Source organism: Cedecea neteri (genome assembly GCF_000757825.1).
Classification (GTDB): Bacteria; Pseudomonadota; Gammaproteobacteria; order Enterobacterales; family Enterobacteriaceae; genus Cedecea; species Cedecea selenatireducens.
Genome location: NZ_CP009451.1, coordinates 3,692,421 through 3,717,568 on the forward strand (window position 1 = coordinate 3,692,421; position 25,148 = coordinate 3,717,568).

Here is a 25,148-nt window from a genome sequence, read left to right on the forward strand (position 1 = left end):
CCGGCATCTGTCTGCGAACTCTGAGGATTGTCATGGCTGAATTACTGTTAGGCGTCAACATCGATCACATCGCTACCCTGCGCAATGCGCGCGGTACGGCGTACCCGGATCCGGTTCAGGCTGCGTTTATCGCGGAGCAGGCGGGAGCCGACGGCATTACCGTGCACCTGCGCGAAGACCGCCGCCATATCACCGACCGTGACGTTCGCGTCCTGCGTGAAACCCTCGATACTCGCATGAACCTTGAAATGGCGGTCACCGAAGAGATGATCGGTATTGCCTGCCAGACTAAACCTCATTTCTGCTGCCTGGTGCCGGAAAAGCGTCAGGAAGTGACCACCGAAGGCGGCCTTGACGTCGCCGGTCAGTTAGACAAAATGCGCGATGCCTGCCAGCGTCTGGCCGATGCGGGCATTCTGGTGTCCCTGTTTATTGATGCCGACCATGCGCAGATTGACGCCGCGGTTGCCGTAGGCGCGCCTTACATTGAAATTCACACCGGCTGCTATGCGGATGCAGAGGATGAAGCCACTCAGGCCAAAGAGCTGGCGCGTATCGCCGAAGCCGCGAGCTATGCTGCTGCTAAAGGATTGAAGGTCAATGCTGGCCACGGCCTGACCTACCACAACGTCCAGGCCATCGCTCGTATTCCTGAAATGCATGAGCTGAACATTGGCCACGCGATTATCGGGCGTGCGGTGATGAGCGGTCTGAAAGAAGCCGTGGCTGAAATGAAACGCCTGATGCAGGAAGCGCGTCGCTAATGGCGATTCTGGGTCTCGGCACCGATATCGTGGAGATTGCGCGCATTGAGAGCGTAATCTCCCGCTCGGGCGACAGGCTGGCGAAACGCGTGCTGAGCCAGAACGAATGGGCTCAGTATCAGGCTCATCAGCAGCCGGTGCGTTTTCTGGCTAAGCGTTTTGCGGTAAAAGAGGCGGCGGCTAAAGCGTTTGGCACCGGCATTCGCAACGGGCTGGCGTTTAATCAGTTCGAAGTGTTTAACGACCCGCTTGGCAAGCCTCAGCTGCGGTTTTGGGAAGAGGCGCAGCGGCTGGCGGAAAAAATGGGCGTGCGCTCGGTGCACGTTACGCTGGCGGACGAACGTCATTACGCCTGTGCGACGGTGATAATCGAAAGCTAGAGTTTATCCGCATGGTGGAGCAGCACGAATTTATCCCACAGCTGCTCTTCATTTTCTTTGTGCGCCGGGTCGCTGATAATCGTCCCTGGAATGGGGCAAACTTTCTGGCAGGTCGGGGTTTCGTAGTGGCCAACGCATTCCGTGCAGCGGTCGGTATCGATCTGGTAGATAGAATCTCCCATCGAGATAGCCTGGTTCGGGCACTCCGGCTCGCACATATCGCAGTTGATGCACTTCTTCGTAATTAATAACGCCATTTCAACCTGTTACCTGAACCCGCCGATCTAAAAGATATATTCACATTTCGCGCTCGAAAAATTGCAAAAGCATGTATATTTAACCAGTATTAAATTTGATTAAACGAAGCTGCTTAAGCAAGGAAGTTTCGATGGCGCGCACTTTACCACAAAAGCAAATCATCCCCAATGACACTGAGCCTTTAAGTTTTGTGCTTTGTGTACTTTCAGTACGTGTTATCATTGAACTATTGGTCACGATAAACACGACAGGATCGTACTTATGGTACAGAGAGAGCAACTGCGCGAAGCATTCTCCCGCAGGCTGGCGCAGGCCTGCAGCGAAGCAAACCTCGATGAGTTTGGGCGCGGTATGGCAATAGCGCGCGCGCTGGGCGTTTCCTCCAAGGCCGTCAGCAAGTGGCTTAACGCTGAAGCTATGCCCAGGCAGGACAAGATGTACGAACTGGCGACTTTTCTCCAGGCCGATGTTTTGTGGCTCCAGCACGGCAGCGAAAGTGGCTATGTTGCCGAAGGGCGTGAAAATGCCGCCCATTCAGAAGAGGCGGCAATCTACGATTTCCAGCCGCGCGAAGAGCAGGGGTTCCGCATCGATGTGCTGGATATAGAAGCCAGCGCCGGGCCGGGGCGGCTGATTTCCAGCGAAGTGACTGAGACAATCAACCATATCGTTTACGACAGCCAGGAGGCGCTGGAACTGTTTGGCCACCGGCCTGCGTCGACGATCAAGGTGATTACCGTCACCGGCGACAGCATGTCCGGCACCATCGAACTGGGCGACTATATCTTTGTGGACATCGGCAAAGATTATTTCGACGGGGACGGGATCTACGTGTTCCTCTATAAAGGGCAACTGCTGGTGAAGCGCCTGCAAATGACCCACGACTGCCTGCTGGTGCGTTCGGACAACCCCAAATATGCCGACTGGCGCATCAGCGAAGAGAACGAACAGAATCTCAAAATCATTGGCCGGGTGATGTATAGCCACGCTATACGCCGTCACGCATGAGATAACTTATCCTTCAAGCTGCAGCCGTGTTGGCTGCACTCTCCAGCCCCAGTCACTTACTCAAGTAAGCTCCTGGGGCTGCCTCCCTTGCCGCCTTGCTGCAACTCGAATGCTAACTCATCTAAAATTATATTATTAATCAATAAGTAATCATCATACTCATCTTTTTTTTAAATTTCGTACTTTTGGTTCTTGACTGATTTGTACTATTGGTTCAATATCAATTCATCGGCAGGACGCACCGACTCACAAGGCAAGTGAACGCTCCTTAACATCAGGCCCTGAAAAAGGGCACATACACCAAAGCAAGAAGCTTTGGGATATCGCAGAGATATCACCAAAGTTGATTGACAGGAGGTTGTATGGACGCACAGACACGCCGCCGCCGGCGCCGCGAAGCTAAGCAGGCCGTCTGGAAAGCCGCTAACCCGCTTTTCGTTGGGGTGAGGGCAAAACCTGACGCAAGGCCCATTCTTTCGTTAACCCGCAAACCTACGCCCCGGCCTGATAAGGCGCTGGAGGTCATTAACATTTATGGTCTGCAAATCATCCAGCAGGCTGAATACCATTCCCGGCTGCGTCAGAAGCTGGACGCCAGGCAGAGAAGCATTTATCAGGCCGCGCCGATGACGGAGTCCGGCTTACCGCAGGCTTCCGGCAGGCAAACCCGACGTGGGAAATCTATCCCGCTGATTTAATACCGCAGTCCTTCTTTACCCCAACGGCAGTTCGACACTTCAACCGAAGGTTCCCCCATGAATGACCAACCCGCAAATCTGGTCACGCAGTCTTTTGCGTGGCTGGCGGCGCTTGCCGCCGGTCTGGGTATCACGACACAGGATATGGTCTACATGATATTCGGACTGCTTAGCGTACTGATTTCACTGGCTTCGTGGCTGGGAGGCAGGCTGGATGCTCGCCGACAGCGCCTTGAAGACCAAAAGCGCACCCGCATCCTCCAGACGCTGGTGGATGACTTGCAGACCCTAAACCGAGCCGAGCAGATTGAGATTGTCAGGGCAGTCAGCGAGGTACTGAAAAAGGCAGGCAGCTAATGGCTCTTTCTCCCGGACTCAGAAAAGCATTATTCGGATTGTCAGGGGCGGGCGCTCTGACCATCGCCGGCACGCTACTGCCCGAGCTTGAAGGCGTGAGCTACACGCCGTATTACGATGTCGCCGGGGTGCTCACGGTCTGTTACGGCCATACCGGCAATGACATTATTCCCGATAAAACGTACAGCCCATCAGAGTGCCAGACCTTACTTGATAAAGATCTCCGCCCCGCAGCACAGGCGGTATCAAAAGCGGTTACCGTTCCTGTTAGTGAGTACCAACGCGCGGCATTAATCAGCTTTACCTATAACGTCGGGACCACCGCCTTCCTGCGCTCCTCCGTGCTAAGGACGTTAAATGCCGGAAATTACGAGCAGGCCTGCGCCGGGTTGAAAAAATGGATTTGGGCGGGCGGCAAACAGTGGCAAGGGCTAATCAACCGCCGCGAAGTCGAGTACCAGCTTTGTCGCTGGCCGGAGGCGGAAAAATGAAGCCTGTAACCACGATTGTGCTGGCGGTTTTTGCTCTGCTTATCGCCAGCTGTTGGTGGTTTCATCAGCGCTATGACGCTCAAAAGCAAAGGGCTGAGTCAGCTTTGCAGCAGCTTGCTCAACAGAAAACTGAGCTGCGAAACCTTGTGCAACGCCAGCGGGCGGTCGCCGGGCTTGATGCTCACTATAGCGAGGAGTTAACCCATGCCAGGCTCACCATTGAAAATCTGCAGCGTGATGTGGCCGCTGGTGCTCGGCGGCTGCGCGTCAGCGCCACCTGCCAAACAGTGCCTCACCCCACCTCCACCACCGGGCTGGATGATGCAGCCTCCCCCGGACTTACTGACGCCGCTGAACGGGATTATTTCCGTCTCCGGGAGCGTATCGAAACGAGCAACAAGCAGCTAGCGGGGCTGCAGGAGTACATCCGCAATCAGTGCCTGAGATAAGCCTCGAATTTTCGAGGCTTTTTTATTCCTACGTCAAAGAGGTCATTCCTATGTCTACATCCCTGAAGCACCCGATTGTTCTGGTTCACGGCCTGTTGGGTTTCGACAAAATCGGCGGGATCTATCCCTATTTCTACGGCATCAAAGAGGCGCTGGAGAAGGCCGGGGCTAAGGTCTACATCGCCACGCTTTCCGCGCTGAACAGCAATGAGATGCGCGGTGAACAGCTGCTTGAATTTGTTCGTAAAGTGCAGGCCGAAACCGGTGCGGCGAAAGTTAACCTGATCGGCCACAGCCAGGGCCCGCTGGCCTGTCGTTACGTCGCGGCGACCCATCCGGATCTTATCGCCTCGGTGACCTCCGTGAACGGCGTTAACCACGGCTCTGAAGTCGCAGACCTGGTTCGCCTGGCGCTGAAGCCGGGGCGCCTGCCGGAGTCTATCGCTAATGCAGCGCTGTCGGCCTTTGGCCAGCTGCTTTCTGCCCTGGCCGGTGAGCCTCGCCTGCCTCAATCCGGCGTCGACGCTCTGGATGCGTTGACCAGCGAAGGGGTGGCGGCCTTTAACAAGAAGTACCCGCAGGGGCTTCCGGCAGAGTGGGGCGGCCAGGGTAAAGAGCTGGATAACGGCGTTTACTACTACTCATGGAGCGGGATTATCGACTACAACCCGCTGCATCAGGGGATGAACAACCTGGACCCGCTGCACGTCGCCATGCTGGCATTTTCCATCCTGTTTACCAACGAACGTTTCCAGAACGACGGCCTGGTCGGCCGCTACAGCAGCCATCTGGGCAAGGTGATTGGCTCGGATTATTCAATGGATCACGTTGATGCCATTAACCAGCTGGCCGGCGTGATCGCCAACAACACCGACCCAGTGAAACTGTACGTCGACCATTTGGCTCGCCTGCAAGCGAAGGGACTGTAAGCCTGAACCTAACCGCCTGCGGGCGGTTTTTCTTTGGAGAAATCAATGAATGACACCACGCGTCCAGGCTTTCTGACGCCGTTGGGGGCATCGCCACACTACGACGATGCACTCGATGCGGATCTTACAGGCTGGATAGTCGGCGTATCAGGCCTGCCGCCGGAAATGGTGATGGCGAAGTGGAGCGATCCACCGCCCGCCACGCCGGAAGCTGGCATTACCTGGTGTGACTTTTTTACCAACGTGAAGCAGGCTGAAACGCCTTTCTTCCATTCGCAGGACAGCGACCAGAGCGTGCTGCAAAGCACCGAATCCGTTGACGTCACCTGCAGCTTTTATGGTCCAGGAGCCCAGGCGGTGGCTGCTCTATTTCGCGATGGCCTGAACGTGCCGCAAAACAACGCCGAGCTGAACAGGCTGGATCTTACGTTTTTGCAGTGCGGTGAAATCACGCCGGACCCTGAATTTATTAACAACCAGTGGCTACGCCGCTACACCCTCACCGTGACGTTAAAACGCAGCATTGCGCGGCGCTACGGTATTCGTTCCATCCTTTCATCCGCAGTAAAAATTATTGGAGAGTAAGCTATGTCACAGGGTTTACCTGTATCTAACATTGTCAGCGTGACAGTGAATATGGCGCCACGTGCGGCGCAGTCCCGTAACTATGGTGCGCTGCTGGTCGTAGGCGCGAGCAACGTTATCGACGCAAAAGAGCGTATGCGTGCTTATTCCAGCCTGACCGGCGTGGCCGCCGACTTTGGCCTCGAAGCCCCGGAATACAAAGCTGCCAGCCTCTACTACCAGCAATCTCCGCAGCCTGCCGACCTGTATATCGGGCGCTGGGTAAAAGAAGAGAGCGAGGGCAAAGCCGGCGAAACTATCACCGAGTGCGTCTCCGCGCTGAGCGCACATTCGACCGACTGGTATGGCCTGGTGATTGCCGACGACACGATTACCGATGAAGCCGTGCTGGCCGTGGCGGCGGTGATTGAAGGTGACGGCGTTTCCCGTATTTTTGGCCATACTTCCGCCAGCCCCAAAGCGCTGGATGCTAACGACAGCACCGATGTCTTCAGCAAGCTGAAAGCGGCTAAGTTCGCTCGCACTTTTGGTCAGTACTCCAGCGCCACGCCGTTTGCGGCAGCCTCCCTGTTTGGCCGTGCGTTTACCGTTAATTTCAACGGCAATAACACCACGATCACCCTGAAATTCAAGCAGGAGCCGGGGATTACCGCAGAAACGCTGACCCAAACGCAAATCAACGCTCTGTCGGCGAAAAATGCCAACGTCTTTGTTAATTACAGCAATGACACCGCCATTATTCAGGAAGGCGTGATGAGCAACGGTAGCTTTATTGATGAGCGCCACGGCCTCGACTGGCTGCAAAACTATGTGCAGACCAATCTCTATAACCTGCTTTACACCAGCACTACCAAAATCCCGCAAACCGATGCCGGCGTCACCCGTCTGCTGAGCAACGTTGAGCACTCTATGGCCCAGGCGGTCACCAATGGCCTGGTGGCGCCGGGCATCTGGAACGGTTCTGATATCGGCCAGCTTGCCTCTGGCGACACGCTGACCAAAGGCTACTACGTCTACGCTCCGGCGGTGGCCACTCAGGCGCAGTCAGATCGCGAAGCGCGGAAAGCGCCGGTGATTCAGGTGGCCTGCAAACTGGCGGGTGCCGTGCACTTTGCCGACGTCGAAATCAATGTTGTTCGTTAAGGAGATTTAAATGGGTACTTATTCTTTTATGGATGTTACGGCCTCTCTCGTGGGGCCAACCGGGGTGATTGATTTGGGCGCGGGCAGCGCGAACGGCGACGCCGGGATCAAAGTGGAAATGGCTGGGCCGAAGAACACCATGACCGTCGGGATTGACGGCGAAGTGATGCACAACCTGTCTCCGGCCAAAAACGGTTCTATTACCGTGACGCTGATGAAAACCTCCCCGGTGAACAAAAAGCTGATGCAGGCATACAACGCTCAAACGCTCTCTTCTGCGATGTGGGGACGGAACACTATTGTGGTGCGCAATACGTCATCTGGTGACCTGGTTTCGGCAAGCGGCGTGGCGTTTTCTCAGCTCCCGGCCAACAGCAACGGTAAGGATGCGGGCACCATGGACTGGAAGTTTGACTGCGGCAAAATCGACCAGCAGCTCGGGGAGTTCTAAGCCATGGAAATCACCCTGAAAGCGGTTAACTACCGCATTGGCAAGCTCGGCGTTTTTGAGCAGCTCAGCGTTGCACGCAAGCTGCTGCCGGTCCTTGCTGGCGTTGTTGGTGATTTTCGCAGCTTACAGGGAAAGGAGGGCGGTAACGCCCTCGAAGCCGTGCTGCCAAAAATTGCTCGTACCCTTGCCGACCTCAGCGATGAGGACTGTAACACCATTTTGTATCCGTGCCTTTCGGTCGTGACGCGTGAGCACATGAAGGGCTGGGTGCCGGTCTTTAGTCAGGGCGCGTTGTCCTTTGACGATATCGACCTGATGACGCTGCTGCAGCTCGTGGCCCGGGTGGTGGCCGACTCGCTGGGAAATTTTTTGCAAGAACTCCCCGGCGGCGATTGCCCGGCCCCGTCGGCAGCCTGATGCTGGAGACTCTGCCCGGCGGTGAAGATTATATTCTTCGCCCGGCGGAGGTCTTCGCCCTCGGCTGGCTGGATCTGAAAAGCGGCGCGGTGGATCTCTACGACATTGCGCTGATGAACGATTATCTCGAGATGCAGGCCGATAATAAGGCCTGTGTCACACGCTGGAGAGAGGAAAATGAGCGCTAGTACACAGCTTGTTCCTTACGTCCCGATACCAGATTTTTTTTATCAAGAAGACCTCAGCTCGCGAATCAACGCTGCTTTTGAGGAACTGGATAAAACGCTGAAAAAGGGAAAAGAAGGGGCGGTAAAAGTTGATTTTGAAAAACTCACCAAAAGTTTTGAAAGTTTCAGTAATCGGGTGCTCTCTCCGCTAACAAAAGCGGGATCCTGGTTTGAAAAACAGCTGACAGGCATGGAGCAGGATGCTCAGTCAGCTCAGTCTCTGGATGCCGATTTAGAGACATTTAAAGCACTGCAATACGGTGCCAGCCAGTCAGGTGCGGATACTGGCGCGCTGCAAAAGTCGATTAAAAATGTCAGTGAATATGCCAATGGCGACACTCTGCACGAAAGTCTTTTGAAAAGTCTTGGCGTAAAAACCCATGATGACGCTGGTTTAAAACGGGATAGCGCCGATATTTTCGCGCAGGTTGCTCGTTCCTTGGGGTCCGTAAACAAAGAAAGTGCTGATTTCTATGCATTGAATCTGGGCATTGATGACGACACGCTGCACGCGATGCAGCGGGGATTAGGTCAGTTTGCCGATGAGTATCAGGGGCTGTCGCTGCGAATTGGCGGCAGCGCAGAGCAAAGTGCCGGCCAGTCCGAAAAATTTATGCAGTCCTGGCGTAAAGCGGGCTCCGTGTTTGATTTGTTAGTGGCAAAATCAGGTGGCGATCTGGCAGAAAAATTGGCTGCGCCCGTCGAGAGGCTTGCCGAAAAAATGCTGGTTAAAGCGCCACAAATTGAACGAGTGTTGGACAAAGTTGGCAGCGTCGTTGAAAGATTTGCTGATATTTTCGTTGATGCGCTGAGCGGCACCATCGACTGGGTTACCGACGTGATGGCCTGGTGGGATCGTCTTGACGAAGGTTCTCAGGGCTTAATAGGCGGTTTAGCGGGGTTAACCGCCGCCTGGCTGGTCCTGAACAGCGCATTTCTCGCGTCCCCTATAGGTATTATCCTCTCACTGGCTGCGGCCATTGGTATGCTTTATAACGACTATCAGAAATGGAAAGCTGGGGAGGAGAGCTTTATTGATTGGGGAGAATGGGGACCTGTTATTGAAATGGCTGCGGATGCGATCGGCAGCCTCGCGAAAACCATAAAAGACCTCATTGTTAATATTGGCAGTCTGCTGGGCATCGATTTCAGCAAGTGGTCTATCAGCACCATCTTTAAGGGGCTTCTGGACAACTTTAATCAGTTGGGCGCCACGCTAAAACTGATTGGGAATCTGATCAATGCGCTAAAAGAGGGGAACTGGGCAGAAGCGGCCAATATCGGCAAGTTATTGGTATCAAACGGGTTGTTTCAGACGCCAGCAACCAAAATTGCGGATGGTGCTGCAGGAATTGTTAAAGAGAAACTCTCTGTGGGATGGCAAAAATTCCAGGGCTGGCTCGTTGGAGATGAAGAAAAAGGAACTGGCGGAAAGTTATCAAATGCGGTCAACAATCTCAGCCAACCCGATCCTGTCTCAATGCTGCTTCCAGCAGGTGTTGGCAGCAATGAACGTCTGGCGGCCTCGAGCGATTTCTCCACGGCGAGCAACAGTACTACGCATTCTCCCACGATTAACAGTAATACCCATATCGTCGTTAATGGCGTCTCTGACCCTCGTCTGGCGGCGGCTGAGACATCCCAGCGCCTGTTCAACGTCAATTCTCAGCTGGCGCAGCAGTATGACAGGAGGATGAGCTAATGAATATTTTTGGTGCTTACTTCCAGCCGCGCACGAGCCTCTCCGGTTTTCTGGTGCCGGATGTGGTGGTCAGCGAAGTCCATAAGGACACGCTGAAAATCGCCTCTCATCCCGTCGAGTTTGGCCCGAATATCAGCGACCATGCCTGGGCAGAGCCCGGCGAGTTAACGATTGATTGCTTTTTTAAAGCCGGTGGTTCACTGGTCGACTTTGCCAATACGACTGCGATCGGCTCCTGGCTAAATGCGGGCCCAAGCCCAGCACAAATATACCAGCAACTGCTTGATCTACAGACAAAAGCAGAACCCTTTAAGGTCATCACCCGCCGCCGCTCCTACGACAATATGCTTATCACAACGTTGACGGTGACGACCGGAGCCAAATCGGAAAACATTCTTGGCTGCAAGCTGGTGCTGACGGAAGTATTAATGACGACCACGGAAGCGCGCCCTGCGCCGCCTAAAACGGCGATGGATGAAGGGGTAACGACGACTTCAGTCGGCGATAAGGGCGAAAAAGTGGTTACCATCCCGATGGGGTCGGTCAAAATCACGCCGCTTCAGACGGAAACAAAATGAGGAGAAAAAATGTCAATTGCAGAAATTCCTCTCAGCGCGGATAACCAAATATTTACGATTCAGCTTGGCGGGCAAACCCTGCGCATGCGGCTACTTTATCGGGATGCGGCGGGCTGGATCCTGGATATTCTCGATGCCGACAATCGGCCCATCGTGAACGGGATCCCGCTGGTAACGGGGGGAGATTTATTGGCCCCATATGCCTGGCTTGGTTTCAGCGGAGGACTATGGGTTGGCTGTGACGATGAAGCTCAGGATTACCCGAGTAAAACTAATCTCGGCAACGGCAGCCATCTTTATTTCGTGACGGCAACTTAAGGGGGGAAGATGAGTGATAACTGGTCCCGCCACTTTGAGCTTCAGCTTCTGAAGGAAGACGGCAGCGGTATTGCGCTCTCTGGCTTTAAGGTGACGTTTAAAGTCGACTGGCATGCCGGCAGCTCACCCAAAACGGCCGAGGTGAAAATCTATAATCTCGCGCCGGACAACGTGAATCGTATTGCACAAAAGGAGTACAGCAAAATCCGGCTGATTGCGGGCTACAACGGATTAGAACCGGTTGTAAGCAGCGGTGAAGTGGGAAAAATCAGGGTTGTCGAACCTGTTGAGTGGGGGCCGAGAGATGGCATGAACTTTGGGGTCATCTTTAGCGGTGACATTCGCATCTGGATGACGGGGCGAGAGGATACCCCAGATGACTGGATTTTAATTCAGGCTATTGATGGCCATGAGGCGCTGATGTCGGCGACGCTCAGCGCAACGCTTGTTAAAGGTTACACGGTACATGACATGTACCAGCTGGCGGCTGGCGCCCTGAAACCCTTTTTGATTCTCCCCGGCAGGCTGCCACCTTTTCCCGAAACGAAGTTTCCCAGAGGGTATACCTTCCACGGCAAGGTCAGCAGCTACCTTGATCAAATCGGTAAGCTGTGCAAGGCCAGCTGGAAGCTGTCGAATGACAGGCTGGACTATTACAGCGCGGCTGAAAAAGCACACCCGCCCGTGAGTCTTAACAGCCAGAGTGGCCTGATTGGGCGGCCGCAAACGTCTACCAACGCTGGCGTAACCCTGAAATGCCTGATTAACCCTACAATCCTGCTCCACGGGCAGGTGAAGTTAGATCAAAACACGCTCTATAAGCCTGCCTTGCTTGCTAAGGATGACTATATCCGGCCTTCTCCGGACGGTATTTATGACATTTATGGCATTGCCTACAGCGGAGATACCCGCGCGAATGACTGGTATATGACCATGATGTGCTACCCGGCTGGCCAGCCTGTCGACAAGGCTGAAGAAAAGTGGCAATCAAGCCCGGCCTCTAAACCACAAGCCTAAGCCCGCAGCAGCGGGTTTTTTTTATCCCTGGAGGAATCATGGCTCTGACGACTTCGGCTCTTAGCGGCGAGCTGGCAGATACGCTTGCGGCAAGCCGGGCCGCATTAAGTAACGATCTACGGGTCGCATTACCCGGCATTATTCAGTCTTTCGACCCCGTTTCTGTCACCTGTGAAGTTGCACCGGCTATCCGGGGGGCCAGAACAGGCAGCGACGGCAAGGTCACTCCGGTCAATTATCCGCTGCTGGTGGATGTGCCTGTTGTTTTCCCACATGGGGGCGGCTGCTCGCTGACTTTCCCTCTTAAAAAGGGGGACGAATGCCTGGTCATTTTTGCCGATCGCGCCATTGATTTCTGGTGGCAGAGCGGAGGTATTCAGGAGCCAGTTGATGCTCGCCAGCACTCGTTGTCCGATGCCTTCGTGCTGCCCGGCCCGCAGTCACAGGCGAAAAAAATCAGCGGTATCAGCATCACGGCGGTTCAGCTACGCAGCGAAGACGGCAAAGCCTTTGTTGAACTGGAATCCGGCAGCCACGGCATTACGCTGACTACGCCGGGAAAACTCACCGCGACGGCGGCCAGCATTGACCTGACCGGCGAGGTAAATATCAACGGCAACGTAACCGTGAGCGGTGATGTCACGGCCAGCGGTATAAGCCTGACGAAGCACCGCCACGGCGGCGTGCAGCCTGGCGGATCGAACACGGGAGGCCCGGTATGAAATACCGCAGAGAGAGCAGCAGCGGCGATTACACCTTCGGCCAGGGGGAAAGTACCTTCCTGGAAAACTCGCCGGAATGTGTGGCTCAGGCGGTCAGCACGCGGCTTAAGCTGTGGCGGGGGGAATGGTTTCTGGATAAGCGAGCAGGAACGCCTTACCGCCAGTCCGTCCTCGGCAAACAGCAGGATGATAGCTGGGTGTTAATGCTGATTGACCGGGTAAGCCAGACGACAGGCGTAAAGTCCGTGCTGGACGTGACCGCCGCCCGCACTGAAAAACGTACCGTAACCTTCAACGCCACCATCGACACCGTTTACGGTCCCACCACTTTAAACAGCGAGGCATAAATGGCCCTCAATTCTGAAACGCTGGGGTTATCGGCAACGGTAACGGCCCAGGGAATAACCGCGCCTGATTATCAGAGCCTTCTCGGGGTTTTGATGGATGAATTCAGGCAAATCTACGGCACCGATGCGTACCTGGAGTCGGACAGCAAAGACGGGCAGCTCATCTCGCTGGTGGCGCTGGCCATTCATGACGCCAACAACACGGCGGTTGCCGTCTACAACAGCTTTTCCCCGGCGACGGCAATGGGGCGGGCGCTGTCGAACAACGTCAAGATCAACGGCATCGTCAGGCGTGCGGCGACTTTCTCGACGGTAGATCTGCTGCTGACGGGCGTGCCAGGCACAACCATCACAAACGGTTCCGTCAGAGATGACAACGGGGCCGTATGGCTGCTGCCTGAGACGGTTGCTATTGGCGTTACTGGCACGGTAATAGCAACGGCAACCTGTGCCAGCAGCGGCGTGATGATTGCGCCTGCGGGCACTATTACCGTGATGGGAACACCAACTCGCGGCTGGGCTGCGGTAACTAACCCTCAGGCGGCGACGCCGGGCGTGGCGGCAGAAACCGATGCCGAATTGCGTATCCGGCAGTCGCAGAGCGTCGCCTTACCTGCGCTCACGCCGTTTGAGGCGGTTGAGGGGGCTATCGCTAACGTTTCAGGCGTAACGCGGCATAAGCTCTACGAAAATGATACCGGGGCCGTCAACGCTAATGGTCTTCCTCCACATTCTATTGCCGCGATTGTTGACGGCGGGGATGTGACGGAAATTGCTCAGACGATCAGGGGCAAAAAAGGGCAGGGCGTTGCCACCTTCGGTTCTACGTCCATTGTGGTGCCCGATCTTTACGGCAATCCCCACACGATTGCTTTCTCGCGGCCAGGTAATATGCCGATTTACGTCGACATTGTGCTTAAAGTTTTCACCGGCTATACGTCACAAATCGGCGAGCAGATGAAGCAGGCGATTGCCGATTACATCAACGGCCTGGGCATTGGGGATAGCGTGCTGCTGAGCCGCATTTACTCCCCGGCAAACCTCGGCGTGGTCAGCGGCGGTAAAGCGCGTTATTACGACATCACCGACTTGCAGATCGGTAAATCATCCTCTGCGGTCGCGGTGGCTAACGTCAATATCGGCTACAGCGAAGCCGCCTCCTGCAGCGTGGACAACATCAATATCACGGTGAGCTCATGAGTAAATATACCGGGCGCATCACCAGCTACCACGCCAGTAAGCCCCTGTTTTTTGCCCATGTAGACCTGAGTACCCGTCCGTTCACTGAGACCGCAAGTACAGCTGAAAGCCTGATCAACGCGTTTGATATCGACACCGCGGTTGGGGTCCAGCTTGATACGTTAGGCCAGTGGATCGGACGGAGCCGCGTCGTCAGCCAGCCTATTTCCGGCGTCTATTTTAGCTGGGACACCGACGGGCTGGGCTATGACCAGGGCGTCTGGCAGGGGCCTTACGATCCTGATGCAGGCTACACCTCACTGAGCGATGAAACCTACCGCATCATCCTCAAGGCAAAAATCGCGATGAACAACTGGGACGGGCAGAACGACACGCTGCCCGCGATTCTGGATGCCGCCACGACAGGTTCGGGGATGCGCATGCAAATCGTCGACAACCAGGACATGACCATTTCCGTATGGGTTCTGCCGGAAACGGATATCTCCAACGTTTCGCTAGAGCTTCTCGCGGCCATCAAGCAGGGCTACCTGACGGTGAAAGCGGCGGGAGTCTGGGCGGGGGATATTCAGACACCTTCGGTTGAAGCGCCGTCTCAGGGCGGCAAATTCTTTGGTTTTGATATCAACAATCACTATATCGCCGGTTTTGACGACGGCGCATGGGAGAGAAAACTCTAATGGCTACAAATCAGTTTAAACCTTTTGCAACCAGGCCTGACGCCAACGTCACGCCGCAAAATGAATGGGAAAATTTGCCCGCGCTGTTAAGCGGCTTTGCCGGCGGTAAGGCCAGCAGTGCACAGGTGAATAAAGCGTTGCGCCAGACGTCCTTTATTGCCGCCGCGCTGGCTCAGTTCGTTAGCGATAAAAGCGGGCAAGACGTGCTGGACGACGGCGATATCGCCGCTTTCCTCGCGAAGCTAACCACCGGCTTTGGGAAGCAATATCTCAGCCGCCAGAATCCCTTCGCGGATATTAAAGCCGATGGCGCAGGTGCGGTTTCTTCGGCTCTCGCAAACCTTGGTTTGGGGGAGGGGTCTGCTTTGCCCGTTGGCGTGCCAGTACCCTGGCCGCTTTCGATTCCACCGGTCGGATGGTTGAAATGTAATGGTGCGGCGTTTTCGGCTGTTCAGTATCCAAAGCTGGCACTGGTATATCCAGCGCTTGTACTACCTGATTTACGTGGAGAGTTTATTCGTGGTTGGGATGATGGAAGAGGGGTTGATCCGGGCCGTACTTTGATAACTTCGCAGGCTGCAACGAAGCTCCCATCTGTATATACCTATGCAGAAAATGAAACACAGGGTGTGCTTGTAACACCTCCCATTAATACATATCAGGGAGAGTTTCCGACAGAAATAAGGGCTTCAGATTATGAGGAAACAACTACTGGTTCTGGTTCATATTTTTCGACAAGCAAGTTATTTCCTAATGGTAACTCGGGGCTTTCAACGTTTCGGGTACGTCCCCGTAACCTTTCGTTTAACTATATTGTGAGGACTGCATAATGAAGAATGCAGAGCTGGGTAAAAACCAAATCGCTACTACGCCTGGTACTATCATCGTCTACAACTATACTAGCAAGACGCGCGAATATCTTTCTTCATCCGTTGAATATCTTGCAGTCGGCCTGGGGCTTCCGGCATATTCCTGTATCGATGCACCTCCGGTCTTAAAAGACGGGGTTGTTGTTTGCAGAACTGAAGACTTTTCAGCATGGGAATACGTCGATGATCACCGTGGAGATATGGTCTACAGCAAGAAAACGGGACAACCTAGAATTATCAGTATGTTGGGTGGATACCCTTTGAATATGACTCTCGATGCCCCCATTACTCCATATGATAAATGGGACGGCGAAAAATGGGTGACGGATATCGCGGCTCAGAAAGCAGGTGATATTTCTGAGGCTGAACTAAAACGGCAAGCATTTCTGAGTGAAGCAAATAGAGTTACTGCTGATTGGCGCACAGAACTCACTCTGGGGATTATTAGCAGTGCTGATAAAGAAATGCTTACTGCATGGATGGAATATACCAAAGCGGTGAAAGCGATAAATACCTCCACCGCACCAGATATCGAATGGCCTATCGCTCCGGATCAGTAGCATCAATTAATACGGGCTCGCCGTTTTCATTAACTGCGAGCACTTTACCTTTTGGCATATATGATAATGTGAAGAACCAATTGTCATCCGGCAGCGAAATTGCTCCCGCAGTATCATGTATGCCCGGCAAAACTTCAGTCATTGTAGTGGAGTTAAAGTAACGCATAGTGATCCCTTTGTTAATTAGATGGGCAGTGAACTCGCCACGAAAAACCATATCCTGATGGGGCGCCACTTATAAATTGGCAACGAGCTTTAAATCCGCTGGTTGTTATTGTGTTGTCAACCACCATAGAAACATGCAGTTGCTGAACAGATGACCCGAGGTCAAAACTTAAATGTTCAGCAGTGGATATATTCATAGCCACTTTTGGTAAGGTTATAGGAAAAATAATGGTCGCAAGACCATCTACAATAGTGGAATTATAGCCACTCAATTCAATAGAACCATCAGACCAGATGGTCCAATCCCCATTAACGTTGCTCCCCCTGCTAGTCACATACTTCGCCTCCCCCAAACCAACCTTTAAGAAAATGCACATCTTGCCTCTACGTGGCATGCTTTCAGCCTTTTATGAGGCAATACGTCATGCTGGTAGGCTACGTCAGGGTATCAACAAATGACCAAAACACCGCGCTGCAGAAAAATGCGTTGGAGTGCGCAGGATGTGAGCTGATTTTTGAGGATAAAATCAGCGGGAAAACGGCGGACAGGCCGGGGTTAAAAAAGGTACTCAGAACGCTCAGTGAAGGCGACACATTAGTCGTCTGGAAGCTGGATCGGCTTGGCCGCAGTATGCGTCACCTTGTTTCGCTGATTGAAGAACTCCGAAAGCGCGGGATTAACTTCCGCAGCCTGACGGACAGTATTGACACCTCTACGCCGATGGGGCGTTTTTTCTTTCACGTTATGGGCGCGTTAGCCGAGATGGAACGCGAGCTTATCGTCGAAAGAACCCGGGCCGGTTTGGCTGCGGCCAGAGCGGAAGGGCGAATTGGGGGGCGGCGGCCGAAATTGTCGGCAACGCAATGGGCGCAGGCCGGGAGGTTAATTGCTGCCGGAGAAACCAGGCAGCAGGTGGCGATTATTTATGATGTCGGTGTTTCCACGCTTTATAAAAAATTTCCGGCAAATGCTAAACCAGCTTCCTCACCAACGCCTCGCTCTGGCGAATCCGCTCCGGCGCGTTTTCCAGATCCTGCTGCACCAGCGCCATAAATAGCAGGTCTGTCAGCATCATCTGGGCGCTGGTGGAGGATATGGCCGCGCTACGCGTCGCCTGTTCTTCTGCGATGGTGTAGAGACACAGGCTGGCGCGCTGCTGTAAAGCGTTAGGCGTGAATCCGGTAATGGCGAGGATTTTCGCGCCTGCGTTAAGCGCTTCATCGGCGGCCAGATTTATCTCCCGGCGCTCGCCCGAATAGGAAATGGCGAGCAGCACGTCTTCCGGCGTCATTGCCTGTACGGTTGCCAGCAGGGCATGCATATCCTGCTCGGCGACGGCGTGAATGCCAATTTTCATCAACTTCCACGAAAAATTCTTCGCGACAAGGCCAGAGGCGCCTATTCCTACCAGCAGCACGCGCCGCGCATTGCGCAGCAGCGAAACGCTCGCCAGCAGTTTCTCTTCCGCATTGATATCCAGCGTGGCGTGCATCGCCGCGATATTCTCTTTAATCAACTTCTCCCCAACAAGCCGCAGCGGGTCATCCCCTAAAATTTGGTTATGCACCGGCACGGAGTTAGGATTTTGGCCGCTGGCGAGCGCTTCGCTGATGGCCAGCTTCATCGCTGGAAAGCCTTTGAACCCGAGCTTCTGCGCGAATTTTACGACGCTGGACTGGCTGACGCCGGCTTCTTCCGCCAGCTGCTGTGAACTGAGATGGCGTGCGCGATCGGGCTCGGCGAGCAGAAAGTCGGCCAGCTTGCGGTCACTCTGGGCCAGCATGGCGTAACGGCTTCGAATGCGCAGTAAACAGTTCATTTCACCTCCGGGACGGCAATTCCGATAACGACTTGCCTGTATAAGCATCTGAGCGAATTATAAATTCCATTATAGAGCAATGTTACCGAATTAAATATTCTGATGTGCCGTGGGCTGAGGGCCAGGATTGCTCGCGGAAAACCATGAGGCTATCTGTTAGGCTTTAAGGGAGCATAATTTCGTGAACGCGAGTCTTAAAGGAGCCCGTATTGACTACCCACCACCCGCGCCGCGTCGTCTTTTTTGATTTGGATGGCACCTTACATCAGCAGGACATGTTCGGCAGTTTTCTGTTTTACCTCCTGCGCCGTCTGCCGCTGAACGCGCTGCTGGTGGTTTTACTGCTGCCTCTGGTCGGAGGCATGATGCTTATTCAAGGTAGCGCTGCCCGCCAGCCGATGAGCCTGCTGCTGTGGGGCGCGACGTTTGGGCGAAGTGAGGCTCGCCTGCAGCAACTGCAGAGCGATTTCGCAGTCTGGTTTCGCAAGAAGGTGAAGGCATTTCCCGTTGTCCAGCAGCGGCTGACGGACTATTTGCACAGCGCGAATGCTGACGTCTGGCTGATTACAGGCTCGCCTCAGCCGTTGGTTGAGAAGGTCTATTTTGATACGCCGTGGCTGCCGGAGGTGAAGGTGATTGCCACGCAGATTGCACGAGGCTATGGAGGGTGGATTGTTACCCTTCGCTGCCTCGGCCATGAAAAAGTGGTTCAGCTGGAGCAGCACATAGGTGCCCCGCTGCGACTTTACAGCGGCTACAGCGACAGCCATCAGGACAATCCGCTGCTGTATTTCTGCGAGCATCGCTGGCGCGTCACGCCGCAGGGAGAGTTGCAGCAGCTCGAGTAGGGCGTTTTGAATCCGTTAAGCGGTGTGTATAATGCGCCGCCCACTTATGCCGCGGAGAGCGTTGTGTCAGATACAGTATTTACCCATGAACACTGGATGCGTCATGCCCTGATCCTCGCTCAGCGGGCGTGGGATGAAGGTGAAGTGCCCGTCGGCGCGGTGCTGGTGCATAACAACCAGGTTATTGGTGAAGGCTGGAATCGCCCTATAGGCCGTCACGACCCTACGGCCCATGCTGAAATTATGGCTCTTCGCCAGGGCGGACTGGTGCTGCAAAACTATCGTCTGCTGGATACCACGCTCTACGTCACGCTTGAACCTTGCGTCATGTGCGCAGGGGCGATGGTGCACAGCCGCATTGGCCGCTTAGTGTTCGGCGCGCGTGACGCCAAAACGGGCGCAATTGGTTCGCTGATGGACGTACTCGGCCATCCCGGGATGAACCATCAGGTGCAGGTCAGTGAAGGGGTGCTCGCGTCAGAGTGCTCAGCCATGCTGAGCGATTTTTTTCGCGCTCGTCGTCTTGAGAAAAAGGCCCTAAAGGAAAAGGCCCATAGGTCGGATTAGCCAGCTCTATCGGGGCGACCGCAGGGTAAGCCTCGGCAAACTTGTCCACCTGAGCCGTTTTTTTCTCTTTCTCCTGTAAATACCCTTCCAGACTAAGCTGATACTTGCGGATGTTTTCCACATACGCGTAAGCCTCGTGTCCACGAGCATATCCATAGGTTGTTTTGCTGTAATAAGGCTTAAGGCTCAGCAGCGGCAGGCGTGTCTTCACATCGGCCCAGCTGTCCGGGTTGCCTTTCTGTTTTGCCGTCAGCTGACGAGCATCGAGCATATGGGCATAGCCCATGTTGTAGGCCGCCAGCGCGAACCAGATGCGTTCGTATTCCGGGACTGAGCTCGGCACTTTGCTCATCATATCTTTCAGATAACGGCTGCCGCCGCTGATGCTTTGCTCTGCATCCAGCCTGTCGACGACCCCAAGACTCTGTGCTGTATTTTTCGTCAACATCATCAGCCCGCGCACGCCGGTTGGCGAAGTAGCGTGGGTATCCCAGTGGGATTCCTGATAGGAAATTGCGGCCAGCAGCGGCCAGTCGATTTCGTCGGCGTATTTTTCAAACAGCGGCTGTAGATCCGGCAGAACTGCATCCACCGCATTCAGGAAGGTTCGGGTATCGACGTAATCAAAATCACCGATATGGCCGAGATATTTTTCCTCTAGCCTTGCCAGCGTGCCGTTGCTGCTAATCTGATTGTAGAAATCGAGCAGGGCGGCGCTCATGCTGTCGTCGCCGTCACGCGCCGAAAACCAGGTAACAGGCTGTTCATCGGTCACGTCCAGAGCGACGGCCAACTGGGGATGTACGCGCTGGAAAATACTGATGGCGATACTATCAGAGATAGTAAAGGCGATATTGCCGTCCACCACCTGCTGCAGAAGCTGATTGCTGGTCTGTTTGGCGTCAATGCTCCAGCTAAGATCGGGATACTGGCTTTCCTTTAGCTTTTGCAGATCGCTGACCACAGCCTGGCCGGAAGAGAGCACCAGCTGCGAAGGTTTAACGCCGCCGAGCGACTTCGGACGCGGGCTGCCCACGCGGTAAACCATTTGCTGCGAAACTGAGTAATAGGTTGGCCCTGCCTGGTAATCGCTGCTGCGGCGCGAGTTATACACCAGCCCGGCGGCAAGCAGGTCGGCTTTGTCATTGTCCAGGTCGTCGAACAACGCGTTGATGTTTGGCCGTACCACGACTTTGAGCTTCACGCCCAGGTAATCTGCAAACTCGCTGGCGAGCTCATAATCAAGTCCGGTCGCCTTGCCGTTAATCATCGTCCAGGTGAGCGGCGATGAAATGGTACTGACGCGCAGAACCCCCCGCGCTTTTATCGCGGCGATACGGTTTTCGGCCTGATTGAAACCTGGAATGGAGGGCCATAATGCCACTGCCAGCAACAAGGTGACGATACCGATAAGCAGATAATTAATCTTTATTCTTTTCAAATAGATAACATTCTGCAGCAGGATAAGCCTTAGCCAACAATAAACATGATTTGTCTGAACCCCGTGAGTGAATGAGGCGCATTTTGCGTAAGAAAACGCCAGTAAGCAACTTTTAAGAATATATCGTTTACTTTTTGTGCAATAAAAACTTCTGCTGTTATTTCTACGCAAACGGTTTCGTCACGGCGGAGGATTCTCTATAATGACGCCCGTTTTCCCCCCTTCGCCCTGAAGACGAGAGATCTTTAATGATGGAAATTCTGCGTGGTTCGCCTGCTCTTTCGGCATTTCGTATTAACAAACTCCTGGCCCGTTTTAACGATGCTAACCTTCCGGTAAGCGACATTTATGCCGAGTATGTTCATTTTGCCGACCTCGAAGCTCCGCTGAACGCTGATGAGCTTGCTCGCCTGCAGCGGCTGTTGAAGTATGGTCCAACTCTCGCAGAACATGCGCCTGAAGGAACCTTGCTGCTGGTCACCCCGCGCCCTGGCACCATCTCCCCCTGGTCTTCTAAAGCCACCGACATTGCCCACAACTGCGATCTGCCACAGATTAAGCGCCTTGAGCGCGGCGTGGCCTGGTACGTTACCGGCAGCACGCTGACCGCCGAACAGCTGCAGGACGTTGCCGCGCTGCTGCACGACCGCATGATGGAGAGTGTGTTTACCTCTCTGAACGATGCGCAGCAGCTGTTTACCCGGCAGCAGCCCGCTCCGGTGCAGAGCGTTGACCTGCTCGGCAAAGGGCGTAACGCGCTGGTGGAGGCGAATATCCGTCTGGGCCTGGCGCTGGCGGAAGACGAAATCGACTACCTGCAGGATGCGTTCAGCAAGCTTGGCCGCAACCCGAACGACATCGAACTGTACATGTTTGCTCAGGCGAACTCCGAACACTGTCGCCATAAAATCTTTAACGCCGACTGGATTATCGACGGGCAGAAGCAGCCGAAGTCCCTGTTCAAGATGATCAAAAATACCTTCGAGAAAACGCCGGATTACGTGCTGTCTGCCTATAAAGACAACGCGGCGGTCATGGAAGGTTCAGCCGTGGGGCGCTTCTTCGCCGACCGTGAGGCGGGGCGCTACGACTTCCATCAGGAAGAGGCGCATATCCTGATGAAGGTTGAAACCCACAACCACCCGACCGCTATCTCCCCGTGGCCGGGTGCAGCAACGGGTTCCGGCGGTGAAATCCGTGACGAAGGCGCTACCGGGCGCGGTGCCAAGCCAAAAGCTGGCCTGGTCGGTTTCTCCGTTTCCAACCTGCGTATTCCAGGCTTTGAACAGCCGTGGGAACAGGATTTTGGTAAGCCAGACCGCATCGTTACCGCGCTGGATATCATGACCGAAGGCCCACTGGGCGGGGCGGCATTCAACAACGAATTTGGCCGTCCGGCGCTGACCGGCTACTTCCGTACCTACGAAGAGCAGGTTAACAGCCACAACGGCGTAGAGCTGCGCGGCTACCACAAACCTATCATGCTCGCCGGCGGCATCGGTAACATCCGGGCCGACCATGTGCAGAAGGGCGAAATCACCCCAGGCGCTAAGCTGATTGTGCTGGGTGGCCCGGCGATGAACATCGGCCTCGGCGGCGGTGCAGCGTCGTCTATGGCATCCGGCCAGTCCGATGCCGATTTAGATTTTGCTTCCGTTCAGCGTGATAACCCGGAAATGGAACGCCGCTGTCAGGAAGTGATCGACCGCTGCTGGCAGATGGGCGAAGACAACCCGATTCTGTTTATCCACGACGTTGGCGCGGGTGGCCTGTCTAACGCCATGCCTGAGCTGGTCAGCGATGGTGGCCGCGGCGGCCGCTTTGAACTGCGCGACATTCTTAACGACGAGCCGGGCATGAGCCCGCTTGAAGTCTGGTGTAACGAATCCCAGGAGCGCTACGTGCTGGCCGTTGCGCCAGAGCAGCTGCCGCTGTTTGACGAACTTTGCCGCCGCGAGCGCGCGCCGTATGCGGTGATTGGGGAAGCCACCACCGAACAGCACCTGACGCTCAACGACAGCCACTTTGATAATCAGCCTATTGATATGCCGCTGGACGTGCTGCTGGGCAAAACGCCGAAGATGGAGCGTAACGTCGAGACGCTGAAAGCCAAAGGTGAAGTCTTCAACAGCAGTGAGATCTCCATTGCCGATGCGGTGAAACGCGTTCTGCATCTGCCGACGGTGGCTGAAAAAACCTTCCTCGTGACCATCGGCGACCGTACGGTAACCGGTATGGTGTCCCGCGATCAGATGGTTGGCCCGTGGCAGATCCCGGTCGCAAACTGCGCGGTCACCACCGCCAGCCTGGATAGCTACTACGGCGAAGCGATGTCTATCGGCGAACGTGCGCCAGTTGCGCTGCTGGACTTTGCGGCTTCCGGTCGCCTGGCCGTAGGCGAAGCATTAACCAACATCGCGGCAACCCAAATCGGTTCCCTGAAGCGCATCAAACTGTCTGCAAACTGGATGGCCGCAGCCGGTCACCCTGGTGAAGACGCTGGTCTGTATGAAGCGGTTAAGGCCGTTGGCGAAGAGCTTTGTCCGGCGCTGGGGATAACCATCCCGGTTGGCAAAGACTCCATGTCGATGAAAACCCGCTGGCAGGAAGGTAACGAGCAGCGCGAGATGACTTCTCCGCTGTCGCTGGTGATTACCGCGTTTGCCCGCGTGGAAGACGTGCGTGGCACCGTGACTCCGCAGCTTGGCACCGAAGATAACGCCCTGCTGCTGATCGATTTAGGCAAAGGCCACAACGCGCTGGGCGCCACCGCGCTGTCTCAGGTTTACCGCCAGTTGGGTGACAAGCCAGCGGACGTGCGCAGCGTTGAGCAGCTTAAAGGCTTCTGGGACGCGATGCAGGCGCTGGTTGCAGATCGCAAACTGCTGGCCTGGCACGACCGCTCCGACGGTGGCCTGCTGGTCACCCTGGCGGAAATGGCCTTTACCGGCCACTGCGGCGTGGATGTTGACATCGCAGGCCTCGGCAGCGATCGCCTGGCCGCATTGTTTAACGAAGAGCTGGGTGGCGTTATCCAGGTTCGTGCCGAAGATCGTGAGGGCGTCGAGGCGCTGTTGGCCGAACACGGCCTGGCGGACTGCGTGCATTATCTCGGCAAGGCCGTTGAAGGTGACCGGTTCACCATCAGCGCTGACGGTCATGCGGTGTTCAGCGAAAGTCGTACCACGCTGCGTATGTGGTGGGCAGAAACCACCTGGCAGATGCAGCGCCTGCGTGATAACCCGGCCTGTGCCGACGAAGAGCACAACGCGAAGGCTAACGACAACGATCCTGGCCTTAACGTGAAGCTGAACTTTGATATCAAAGAAGATATTGCCGCGCCGTTCATCGCAACCGGCGCGCGCCCTAAAGTGGCTATCCTGCGCGAGCAGGGCGTTAACTCCCACGTTGAGATGGCTGCCGCCTTCCACCGTGCTGGCTTTGACGCCATTGACGTTCACATGAGTGACCTGCTGGCGGGCCGCACCGGTCTGGAAAGTTTCCACACGCTGGTGGCCTGCGGCGGATTCTCTTACGGCGACGTGCTGGGTGCAGGGGAAGGCTGGGCGAAGTCCATCCTGTTCAACGCTCGCGTGCGCGATGAGTTTGAAACCTTCTTCCATCGCCCGGAAACGCTGGCGCTTGGCGTCTGTAACGGCTGTCAGATGATGTCCAACCTGCGTGAACTGATTCCAGGCAGTGATTTGTGGCCGCGCTTTGTGCGTAACCAGTCCGATCGCTTTGAAGCGCGCTTCAGCCTGGTTGAAGTGACTTCAAGCCCATCGCTGCTGCTGCAGGGCATGGCTGGTTCGCATATGCCTATCGCGGTTTCTCACGGTGAAGGTCGCGTGGAAGTCCGTGATGCCGCTCATCTCGCCGCGCTTGAGAGCAAAGGGCTGGTGGCGCTGCGCTTCGTGGATAACTTCGCGAACGTGACGGAAACCTATCCGGCTAACCCGAACGGTTCACCGAACGGGATAACGGCAGTGAGTAACGAAAGCGGCCGTGTGACAATCATGATGCCGCACCCTGAGCGTGTGTTCCGCACCGTGAGCAACTCCTGGCACCCGGCAGAGTGGGGCGAAGACAGCCCGTGGATGCGCATTTTCCGTAACGCGCGTAAACAGCTGGGCTGATTACCCTCACCCCGCCCTCTCCCT

At 55.1% G+C, this 25,148-nt stretch carries 32 protein-coding genes; 27 read left to right on the forward strand and 5 right to left on the reverse strand.

The genetic code is table 11. The features are described from left to right. Window positions 1-32 precede the first annotated feature (32 nt). Together pdxJ and acpS are read left to right on the forward strand one after the other, a co-directional pair. Window positions 33-764 (forward strand): pyridoxine 5'-phosphate synthase, encoded by a 732-nt coding sequence (pdxJ, locus tag JT31_RS17100; RefSeq protein WP_038479807.1) that lies wholly within the window; start codon window positions 33-35, stop codon window positions 762-764. Then, on the forward strand, window positions 764-1,144 hold the full coding sequence (gene acpS, locus JT31_RS17105; RefSeq protein WP_038479810.1) for a holo-ACP synthase: 381 nt from the start codon (window positions 764-766) through the stop codon (window positions 1,142-1,144). Before pdxJ ends, acpS begins: the two co-directional genes overlap by 1 nt. On the opposite strand, the gene JT31_RS17110 is transcribed toward acpS, so the two are convergent. After that, a complete protein-coding gene (locus JT31_RS17110; protein WP_038479813.1) occupies window positions 1,141-1,401 on the reverse strand; it encodes a YfhL family 4Fe-4S dicluster ferredoxin in 261 nt (86 codons plus the stop codon). The genes acpS and JT31_RS17110 overlap by 4 nt on opposite strands. 262 nt (window positions 1,402-1,663) lie before the next feature. Here JT31_RS17110 and JT31_RS17115 point away from each other — a divergent pair, with 262 nt between their 5' ends. From JT31_RS17115 to JT31_RS17215, 21 genes are all read left to right on the forward strand, one after another. Next, window positions 1,664-2,410: a LexA family transcriptional regulator gene (locus JT31_RS17115; RefSeq protein ID WP_038479816.1), complete on the forward strand. Its 747-nt coding sequence runs from the start codon at window positions 1,664-1,666 to the stop codon at window positions 2,408-2,410. Between the two features lie 362 nt (window positions 2,411-2,772). After that, window positions 2,773-3,108, forward strand: a complete 336-nt coding sequence (locus JT31_RS17120; protein WP_038479819.1) for an antitermination protein N — start codon at window positions 2,773-2,775, stop codon at window positions 3,106-3,108. A 57-nt stretch (window positions 3,109-3,165) separates the two neighbouring features. Further along, window positions 3,166-3,465, forward strand: coding sequence for a hypothetical protein (locus JT31_RS17125; RefSeq protein ID WP_038479822.1), 300 nt, complete (start codon window positions 3,166-3,168; stop codon window positions 3,463-3,465). Continuing rightward, a complete protein-coding gene (locus JT31_RS17130; RefSeq protein ID WP_038479825.1) occupies window positions 3,465-3,956 on the forward strand; it encodes a lysozyme in 492 nt (163 codons plus the stop codon). The genes JT31_RS17125 and JT31_RS17130 overlap by 1 nt, the downstream gene beginning before the upstream one ends. Then, complete coding sequence (locus tag JT31_RS23540; protein ID WP_038479828.1) at window positions 3,953-4,405, forward strand: lysis protein; 453 nt, start codon at window positions 3,953-3,955, stop codon at window positions 4,403-4,405. The genes JT31_RS17130 and JT31_RS23540 overlap by 4 nt, the downstream gene beginning before the upstream one ends. A 50-nt stretch (window positions 4,406-4,455) precedes the next feature. Further along, on the forward strand, window positions 4,456-5,334 hold the full coding sequence (locus tag JT31_RS17140; protein ID WP_038479831.1) for a lipase family alpha/beta hydrolase: 879 nt from the start codon (window positions 4,456-4,458) through the stop codon (window positions 5,332-5,334). Window positions 5,335-5,379: 45 nt separating this feature from the next. Beyond that, window positions 5,380-5,919, forward strand: coding sequence for an LIC_12616 family protein (locus JT31_RS17145; protein WP_038479834.1), 540 nt, complete (start codon window positions 5,380-5,382; stop codon window positions 5,917-5,919). A 3-nt stretch (window positions 5,920-5,922) separates the two neighbouring features. After that, window positions 5,923-7,062, forward strand: coding sequence for a DUF3383 domain-containing protein (locus JT31_RS17150; protein ID WP_038479837.1), 1,140 nt, complete (start codon window positions 5,923-5,925; stop codon window positions 7,060-7,062). Between the two features lie 10 nt (window positions 7,063-7,072). Beyond that, complete coding sequence (locus JT31_RS17155) at window positions 7,073-7,513, forward strand: phage structural protein (protein ID WP_038479840.1); 441 nt, start codon at window positions 7,073-7,075, stop codon at window positions 7,511-7,513. Window positions 7,514-7,516: 3 nt separating this feature from the next. Next, on the forward strand, window positions 7,517-7,930 hold the full coding sequence (locus JT31_RS17160; protein WP_038479843.1) for a phage tail assembly chaperone: 414 nt from the start codon (window positions 7,517-7,519) through the stop codon (window positions 7,928-7,930). Beyond that, complete coding sequence (locus tag JT31_RS17165) at window positions 7,930-8,118, forward strand: DUF6889 family protein (protein WP_071842981.1); 189 nt, start codon at window positions 7,930-7,932, stop codon at window positions 8,116-8,118. The genes JT31_RS17160 and JT31_RS17165 overlap by 1 nt, the downstream gene beginning before the upstream one ends. After that, window positions 8,108-9,859 carry a hypothetical protein gene (locus JT31_RS22795; RefSeq protein ID WP_052049015.1) on the forward strand — a complete coding sequence of 584 codons (1,752 nt, stop codon included), beginning with the start codon at window positions 8,108-8,110 and terminating at the stop codon, window positions 9,857-9,859. The genes JT31_RS17165 and JT31_RS22795 overlap by 11 nt, the downstream gene beginning before the upstream one ends. Continuing rightward, window positions 9,859-10,437: a phage baseplate protein gene (locus tag JT31_RS17175; RefSeq protein WP_038479846.1), complete on the forward strand. Its 579-nt coding sequence runs from the start codon at window positions 9,859-9,861 to the stop codon at window positions 10,435-10,437. The genes JT31_RS22795 and JT31_RS17175 overlap by 1 nt, the downstream gene beginning before the upstream one ends. A 9-nt stretch (window positions 10,438-10,446) precedes the next feature. Next, the gene (locus tag JT31_RS17180) at window positions 10,447-10,755 is read left to right on the forward strand and encodes a phage baseplate plug family protein (protein ID WP_038479849.1); all 309 of its coding nucleotides are present in this window, start codon (window positions 10,447-10,449) and stop codon (window positions 10,753-10,755) included. 9 nt (window positions 10,756-10,764) lie between these two features. Further along, on the forward strand, window positions 10,765-11,772 hold the full coding sequence (locus JT31_RS17185; protein WP_038479852.1) for a hypothetical protein: 1,008 nt from the start codon (window positions 10,765-10,767) through the stop codon (window positions 11,770-11,772). A gap of 38 nt (window positions 11,773-11,810) precedes the next feature. Further along, a complete protein-coding gene (locus tag JT31_RS17190) occupies window positions 11,811-12,494 on the forward strand; it encodes a Gp138 family membrane-puncturing spike protein (protein ID WP_038479855.1) in 684 nt (227 codons plus the stop codon). Next, a complete protein-coding gene (locus tag JT31_RS17195; protein ID WP_038479858.1) occupies window positions 12,491-12,841 on the forward strand; it encodes a hypothetical protein in 351 nt (116 codons plus the stop codon). The genes JT31_RS17190 and JT31_RS17195 overlap by 4 nt, the downstream gene beginning before the upstream one ends. Continuing rightward, window positions 12,842-14,041, forward strand: coding sequence for a baseplate J/gp47 family protein (locus tag JT31_RS17200; protein ID WP_038479861.1), 1,200 nt, complete (start codon window positions 12,842-12,844; stop codon window positions 14,039-14,041). After that, a complete protein-coding gene (locus JT31_RS17205) occupies window positions 14,038-14,718 on the forward strand; it encodes a DUF2612 domain-containing protein (protein WP_038479863.1) in 681 nt (226 codons plus the stop codon). Before JT31_RS17200 ends, JT31_RS17205 begins: the two co-directional genes overlap by 4 nt. Continuing rightward, on the forward strand, window positions 14,718-15,548 hold the full coding sequence (locus JT31_RS17210) for a tail fiber protein (RefSeq protein ID WP_038479867.1): 831 nt from the start codon (window positions 14,718-14,720) through the stop codon (window positions 15,546-15,548). Before JT31_RS17205 ends, JT31_RS17210 begins: the two co-directional genes overlap by 1 nt. Beyond that, a complete protein-coding gene (locus JT31_RS17215; RefSeq protein WP_038479870.1) occupies window positions 15,548-16,147 on the forward strand; it encodes a tail fiber assembly protein in 600 nt (199 codons plus the stop codon). The genes JT31_RS17210 and JT31_RS17215 overlap by 1 nt, the downstream gene beginning before the upstream one ends. Here the strand turns inward: JT31_RS17215 and JT31_RS17220 are convergent. Next, a complete protein-coding gene (locus tag JT31_RS17220) occupies window positions 16,128-16,313 on the reverse strand; it encodes a hypothetical protein (protein ID WP_038483260.1) in 186 nt (61 codons plus the stop codon). The genes JT31_RS17215 and JT31_RS17220 overlap by 20 nt on opposite strands. Before the next feature lie 13 nt (window positions 16,314-16,326). After that, window positions 16,327-16,707: a hypothetical protein gene (locus JT31_RS23265; protein WP_071842982.1), complete on the reverse strand. Its 381-nt coding sequence runs from the start codon at window positions 16,705-16,707 to the stop codon at window positions 16,327-16,329. 29 nt (window positions 16,708-16,736) lie between these two features. Between JT31_RS23265 and JT31_RS23270 the strand changes: the two genes are divergently transcribed. Beyond that, window positions 16,737-17,366, forward strand: coding sequence for a recombinase family protein (locus JT31_RS23270; protein ID WP_071842983.1), 630 nt, complete (start codon window positions 16,737-16,739; stop codon window positions 17,364-17,366). Here the strand turns inward: JT31_RS23270 and JT31_RS17230 are convergent. After that, the gene (locus tag JT31_RS17230) at window positions 17,284-18,132 is read right to left on the reverse strand and encodes a MurR/RpiR family transcriptional regulator (protein ID WP_038479876.1); all 849 of its coding nucleotides are present in this window, start codon (window positions 18,130-18,132) and stop codon (window positions 17,284-17,286) included. The genes JT31_RS23270 and JT31_RS17230 overlap by 83 nt on opposite strands. A gap of 209 nt (window positions 18,133-18,341) precedes the next feature. Between JT31_RS17230 and yfhb the strand changes: the two genes are divergently transcribed. Further along, complete coding sequence (gene yfhb / locus JT31_RS17235) at window positions 18,342-18,980, forward strand: phosphatidylglycerophosphatase C (protein WP_038479880.1); 639 nt, start codon at window positions 18,342-18,344, stop codon at window positions 18,978-18,980. 96 nt (window positions 18,981-19,076) lie between these two features. Then, window positions 19,077-19,547: a tRNA adenosine(34) deaminase TadA gene (gene tadA / locus JT31_RS17240; RefSeq protein WP_038479883.1), complete on the forward strand. Its 471-nt coding sequence runs from the start codon at window positions 19,077-19,079 to the stop codon at window positions 19,545-19,547. Here tadA and mltF read toward each other — a convergent pair. Beyond that, a complete protein-coding gene (gene mltF / locus JT31_RS17245) occupies window positions 19,438-20,988 on the reverse strand; it encodes a membrane-bound lytic murein transglycosylase MltF (protein WP_038479885.1) in 1,551 nt (516 codons plus the stop codon). The two genes, tadA and mltF, sit on opposite strands and share 110 nt — an antisense overlap. Window positions 20,989-21,236: 248 nt before the next feature. Here mltF and purL point away from each other — a divergent pair, with 248 nt between their 5' ends. Next, window positions 21,237-25,124, forward strand: a complete 3,888-nt coding sequence (purL, locus tag JT31_RS17250) for a phosphoribosylformylglycinamidine synthase (protein WP_038479888.1) — start codon at window positions 21,237-21,239, stop codon at window positions 25,122-25,124. The last annotated feature ends 24 nt before the right edge of the window (window positions 25,125-25,148 follow it).

What these genes read in the sequence shown, in the direction of transcription:
- purL (WP_038479888.1), top strand. Translation starts at nt 21,237, where the DNA reads ATGATGGAAATTCTGCGTGGTTCGCCTGCTCTTTCGGCATTTCGTATT.
- JT31_RS17175 (WP_038479846.1), top strand. Translation starts at nt 9,859, where the DNA reads ATGAATATTTTTGGTGCTTACTTCCAGCCGCGCACGAGCCTCTCCGGT.
- tadA (WP_038479883.1), top strand. Translation starts at nt 19,077, where the DNA reads ATGCGTCATGCCCTGATCCTCGCTCAGCGGGCGTGGGATGAAGGTGAA.
- JT31_RS23265 (WP_071842982.1), bottom strand. Translation starts at nt 16,707, where the DNA reads ATGCCACGTAGAGGCAAGATGTGCATTTTCTTAAAGGTTGGTTTGGGG.
- JT31_RS17205 (WP_038479863.1), top strand. Translation starts at nt 14,038, where the DNA reads ATGAGTAAATATACCGGGCGCATCACCAGCTACCACGCCAGTAAGCCC.
- JT31_RS17140 (WP_038479831.1), top strand. Translation starts at nt 4,456, where the DNA reads ATGTCTACATCCCTGAAGCACCCGATTGTTCTGGTTCACGGCCTGTTG.
- JT31_RS17190 (WP_038479855.1), top strand. Translation starts at nt 11,811, where the DNA reads ATGGCTCTGACGACTTCGGCTCTTAGCGGCGAGCTGGCAGATACGCTT.
- JT31_RS17155 (WP_038479840.1), top strand. Translation starts at nt 7,073, where the DNA reads ATGGGTACTTATTCTTTTATGGATGTTACGGCCTCTCTCGTGGGGCCA.
- JT31_RS17110 (WP_038479813.1), bottom strand. Translation starts at nt 1,401, where the DNA reads ATGGCGTTATTAATTACGAAGAAGTGCATCAACTGCGATATGTGCGAG.
- JT31_RS17125 (WP_038479822.1), top strand. Translation starts at nt 3,166, where the DNA reads ATGAATGACCAACCCGCAAATCTGGTCACGCAGTCTTTTGCGTGGCTG.
- JT31_RS17150 (WP_038479837.1), top strand. Translation starts at nt 5,923, where the DNA reads ATGTCACAGGGTTTACCTGTATCTAACATTGTCAGCGTGACAGTGAAT.
- JT31_RS17185 (WP_038479852.1), top strand. Translation starts at nt 10,765, where the DNA reads ATGAGTGATAACTGGTCCCGCCACTTTGAGCTTCAGCTTCTGAAGGAA.
- JT31_RS17210 (WP_038479867.1), top strand. Translation starts at nt 14,718, where the DNA reads ATGGCTACAAATCAGTTTAAACCTTTTGCAACCAGGCCTGACGCCAAC.
- JT31_RS17145 (WP_038479834.1), top strand. Translation starts at nt 5,380, where the DNA reads ATGAATGACACCACGCGTCCAGGCTTTCTGACGCCGTTGGGGGCATCG.
- JT31_RS17200 (WP_038479861.1), top strand. Translation starts at nt 12,842, where the DNA reads ATGGCCCTCAATTCTGAAACGCTGGGGTTATCGGCAACGGTAACGGCC.
- JT31_RS17230 (WP_038479876.1), bottom strand. Translation starts at nt 18,132, where the DNA reads ATGAACTGTTTACTGCGCATTCGAAGCCGTTACGCCATGCTGGCCCAG.
- JT31_RS17165 (WP_071842981.1), top strand. Translation starts at nt 7,930, where the DNA reads ATGCTGGAGACTCTGCCCGGCGGTGAAGATTATATTCTTCGCCCGGCG.
- JT31_RS17130 (WP_038479825.1), top strand. Translation starts at nt 3,465, where the DNA reads ATGGCTCTTTCTCCCGGACTCAGAAAAGCATTATTCGGATTGTCAGGG.
- JT31_RS17115 (WP_038479816.1), top strand. Translation starts at nt 1,664, where the DNA reads ATGGTACAGAGAGAGCAACTGCGCGAAGCATTCTCCCGCAGGCTGGCG.
- JT31_RS17220 (WP_038483260.1), bottom strand. Translation starts at nt 16,313, where the DNA reads ATGCGTTACTTTAACTCCACTACAATGACTGAAGTTTTGCCGGGCATA.
- JT31_RS17180 (WP_038479849.1), top strand. Translation starts at nt 10,447, where the DNA reads ATGTCAATTGCAGAAATTCCTCTCAGCGCGGATAACCAAATATTTACG.
- pdxJ (WP_038479807.1), top strand. Translation starts at nt 33, where the DNA reads ATGGCTGAATTACTGTTAGGCGTCAACATCGATCACATCGCTACCCTG.
- JT31_RS17195 (WP_038479858.1), top strand. Translation starts at nt 12,491, where the DNA reads ATGAAATACCGCAGAGAGAGCAGCAGCGGCGATTACACCTTCGGCCAG.
- JT31_RS17120 (WP_038479819.1), top strand. Translation starts at nt 2,773, where the DNA reads ATGGACGCACAGACACGCCGCCGCCGGCGCCGCGAAGCTAAGCAGGCC.
- JT31_RS23270 (WP_071842983.1), top strand. Translation starts at nt 16,737, where the DNA reads ATGCTGGTAGGCTACGTCAGGGTATCAACAAATGACCAAAACACCGCG.
- JT31_RS17215 (WP_038479870.1), top strand. Translation starts at nt 15,548, where the DNA reads ATGAAGAATGCAGAGCTGGGTAAAAACCAAATCGCTACTACGCCTGGT.
- acpS (WP_038479810.1), top strand. Translation starts at nt 764, where the DNA reads ATGGCGATTCTGGGTCTCGGCACCGATATCGTGGAGATTGCGCGCATT.
- JT31_RS17160 (WP_038479843.1), top strand. Translation starts at nt 7,517, where the DNA reads ATGGAAATCACCCTGAAAGCGGTTAACTACCGCATTGGCAAGCTCGGC.
- JT31_RS22795 (WP_052049015.1), top strand. Translation starts at nt 8,108, where the DNA reads ATGAGCGCTAGTACACAGCTTGTTCCTTACGTCCCGATACCAGATTTT.
- JT31_RS23540 (WP_038479828.1), top strand. Translation starts at nt 3,953, where the DNA reads ATGAAGCCTGTAACCACGATTGTGCTGGCGGTTTTTGCTCTGCTTATC.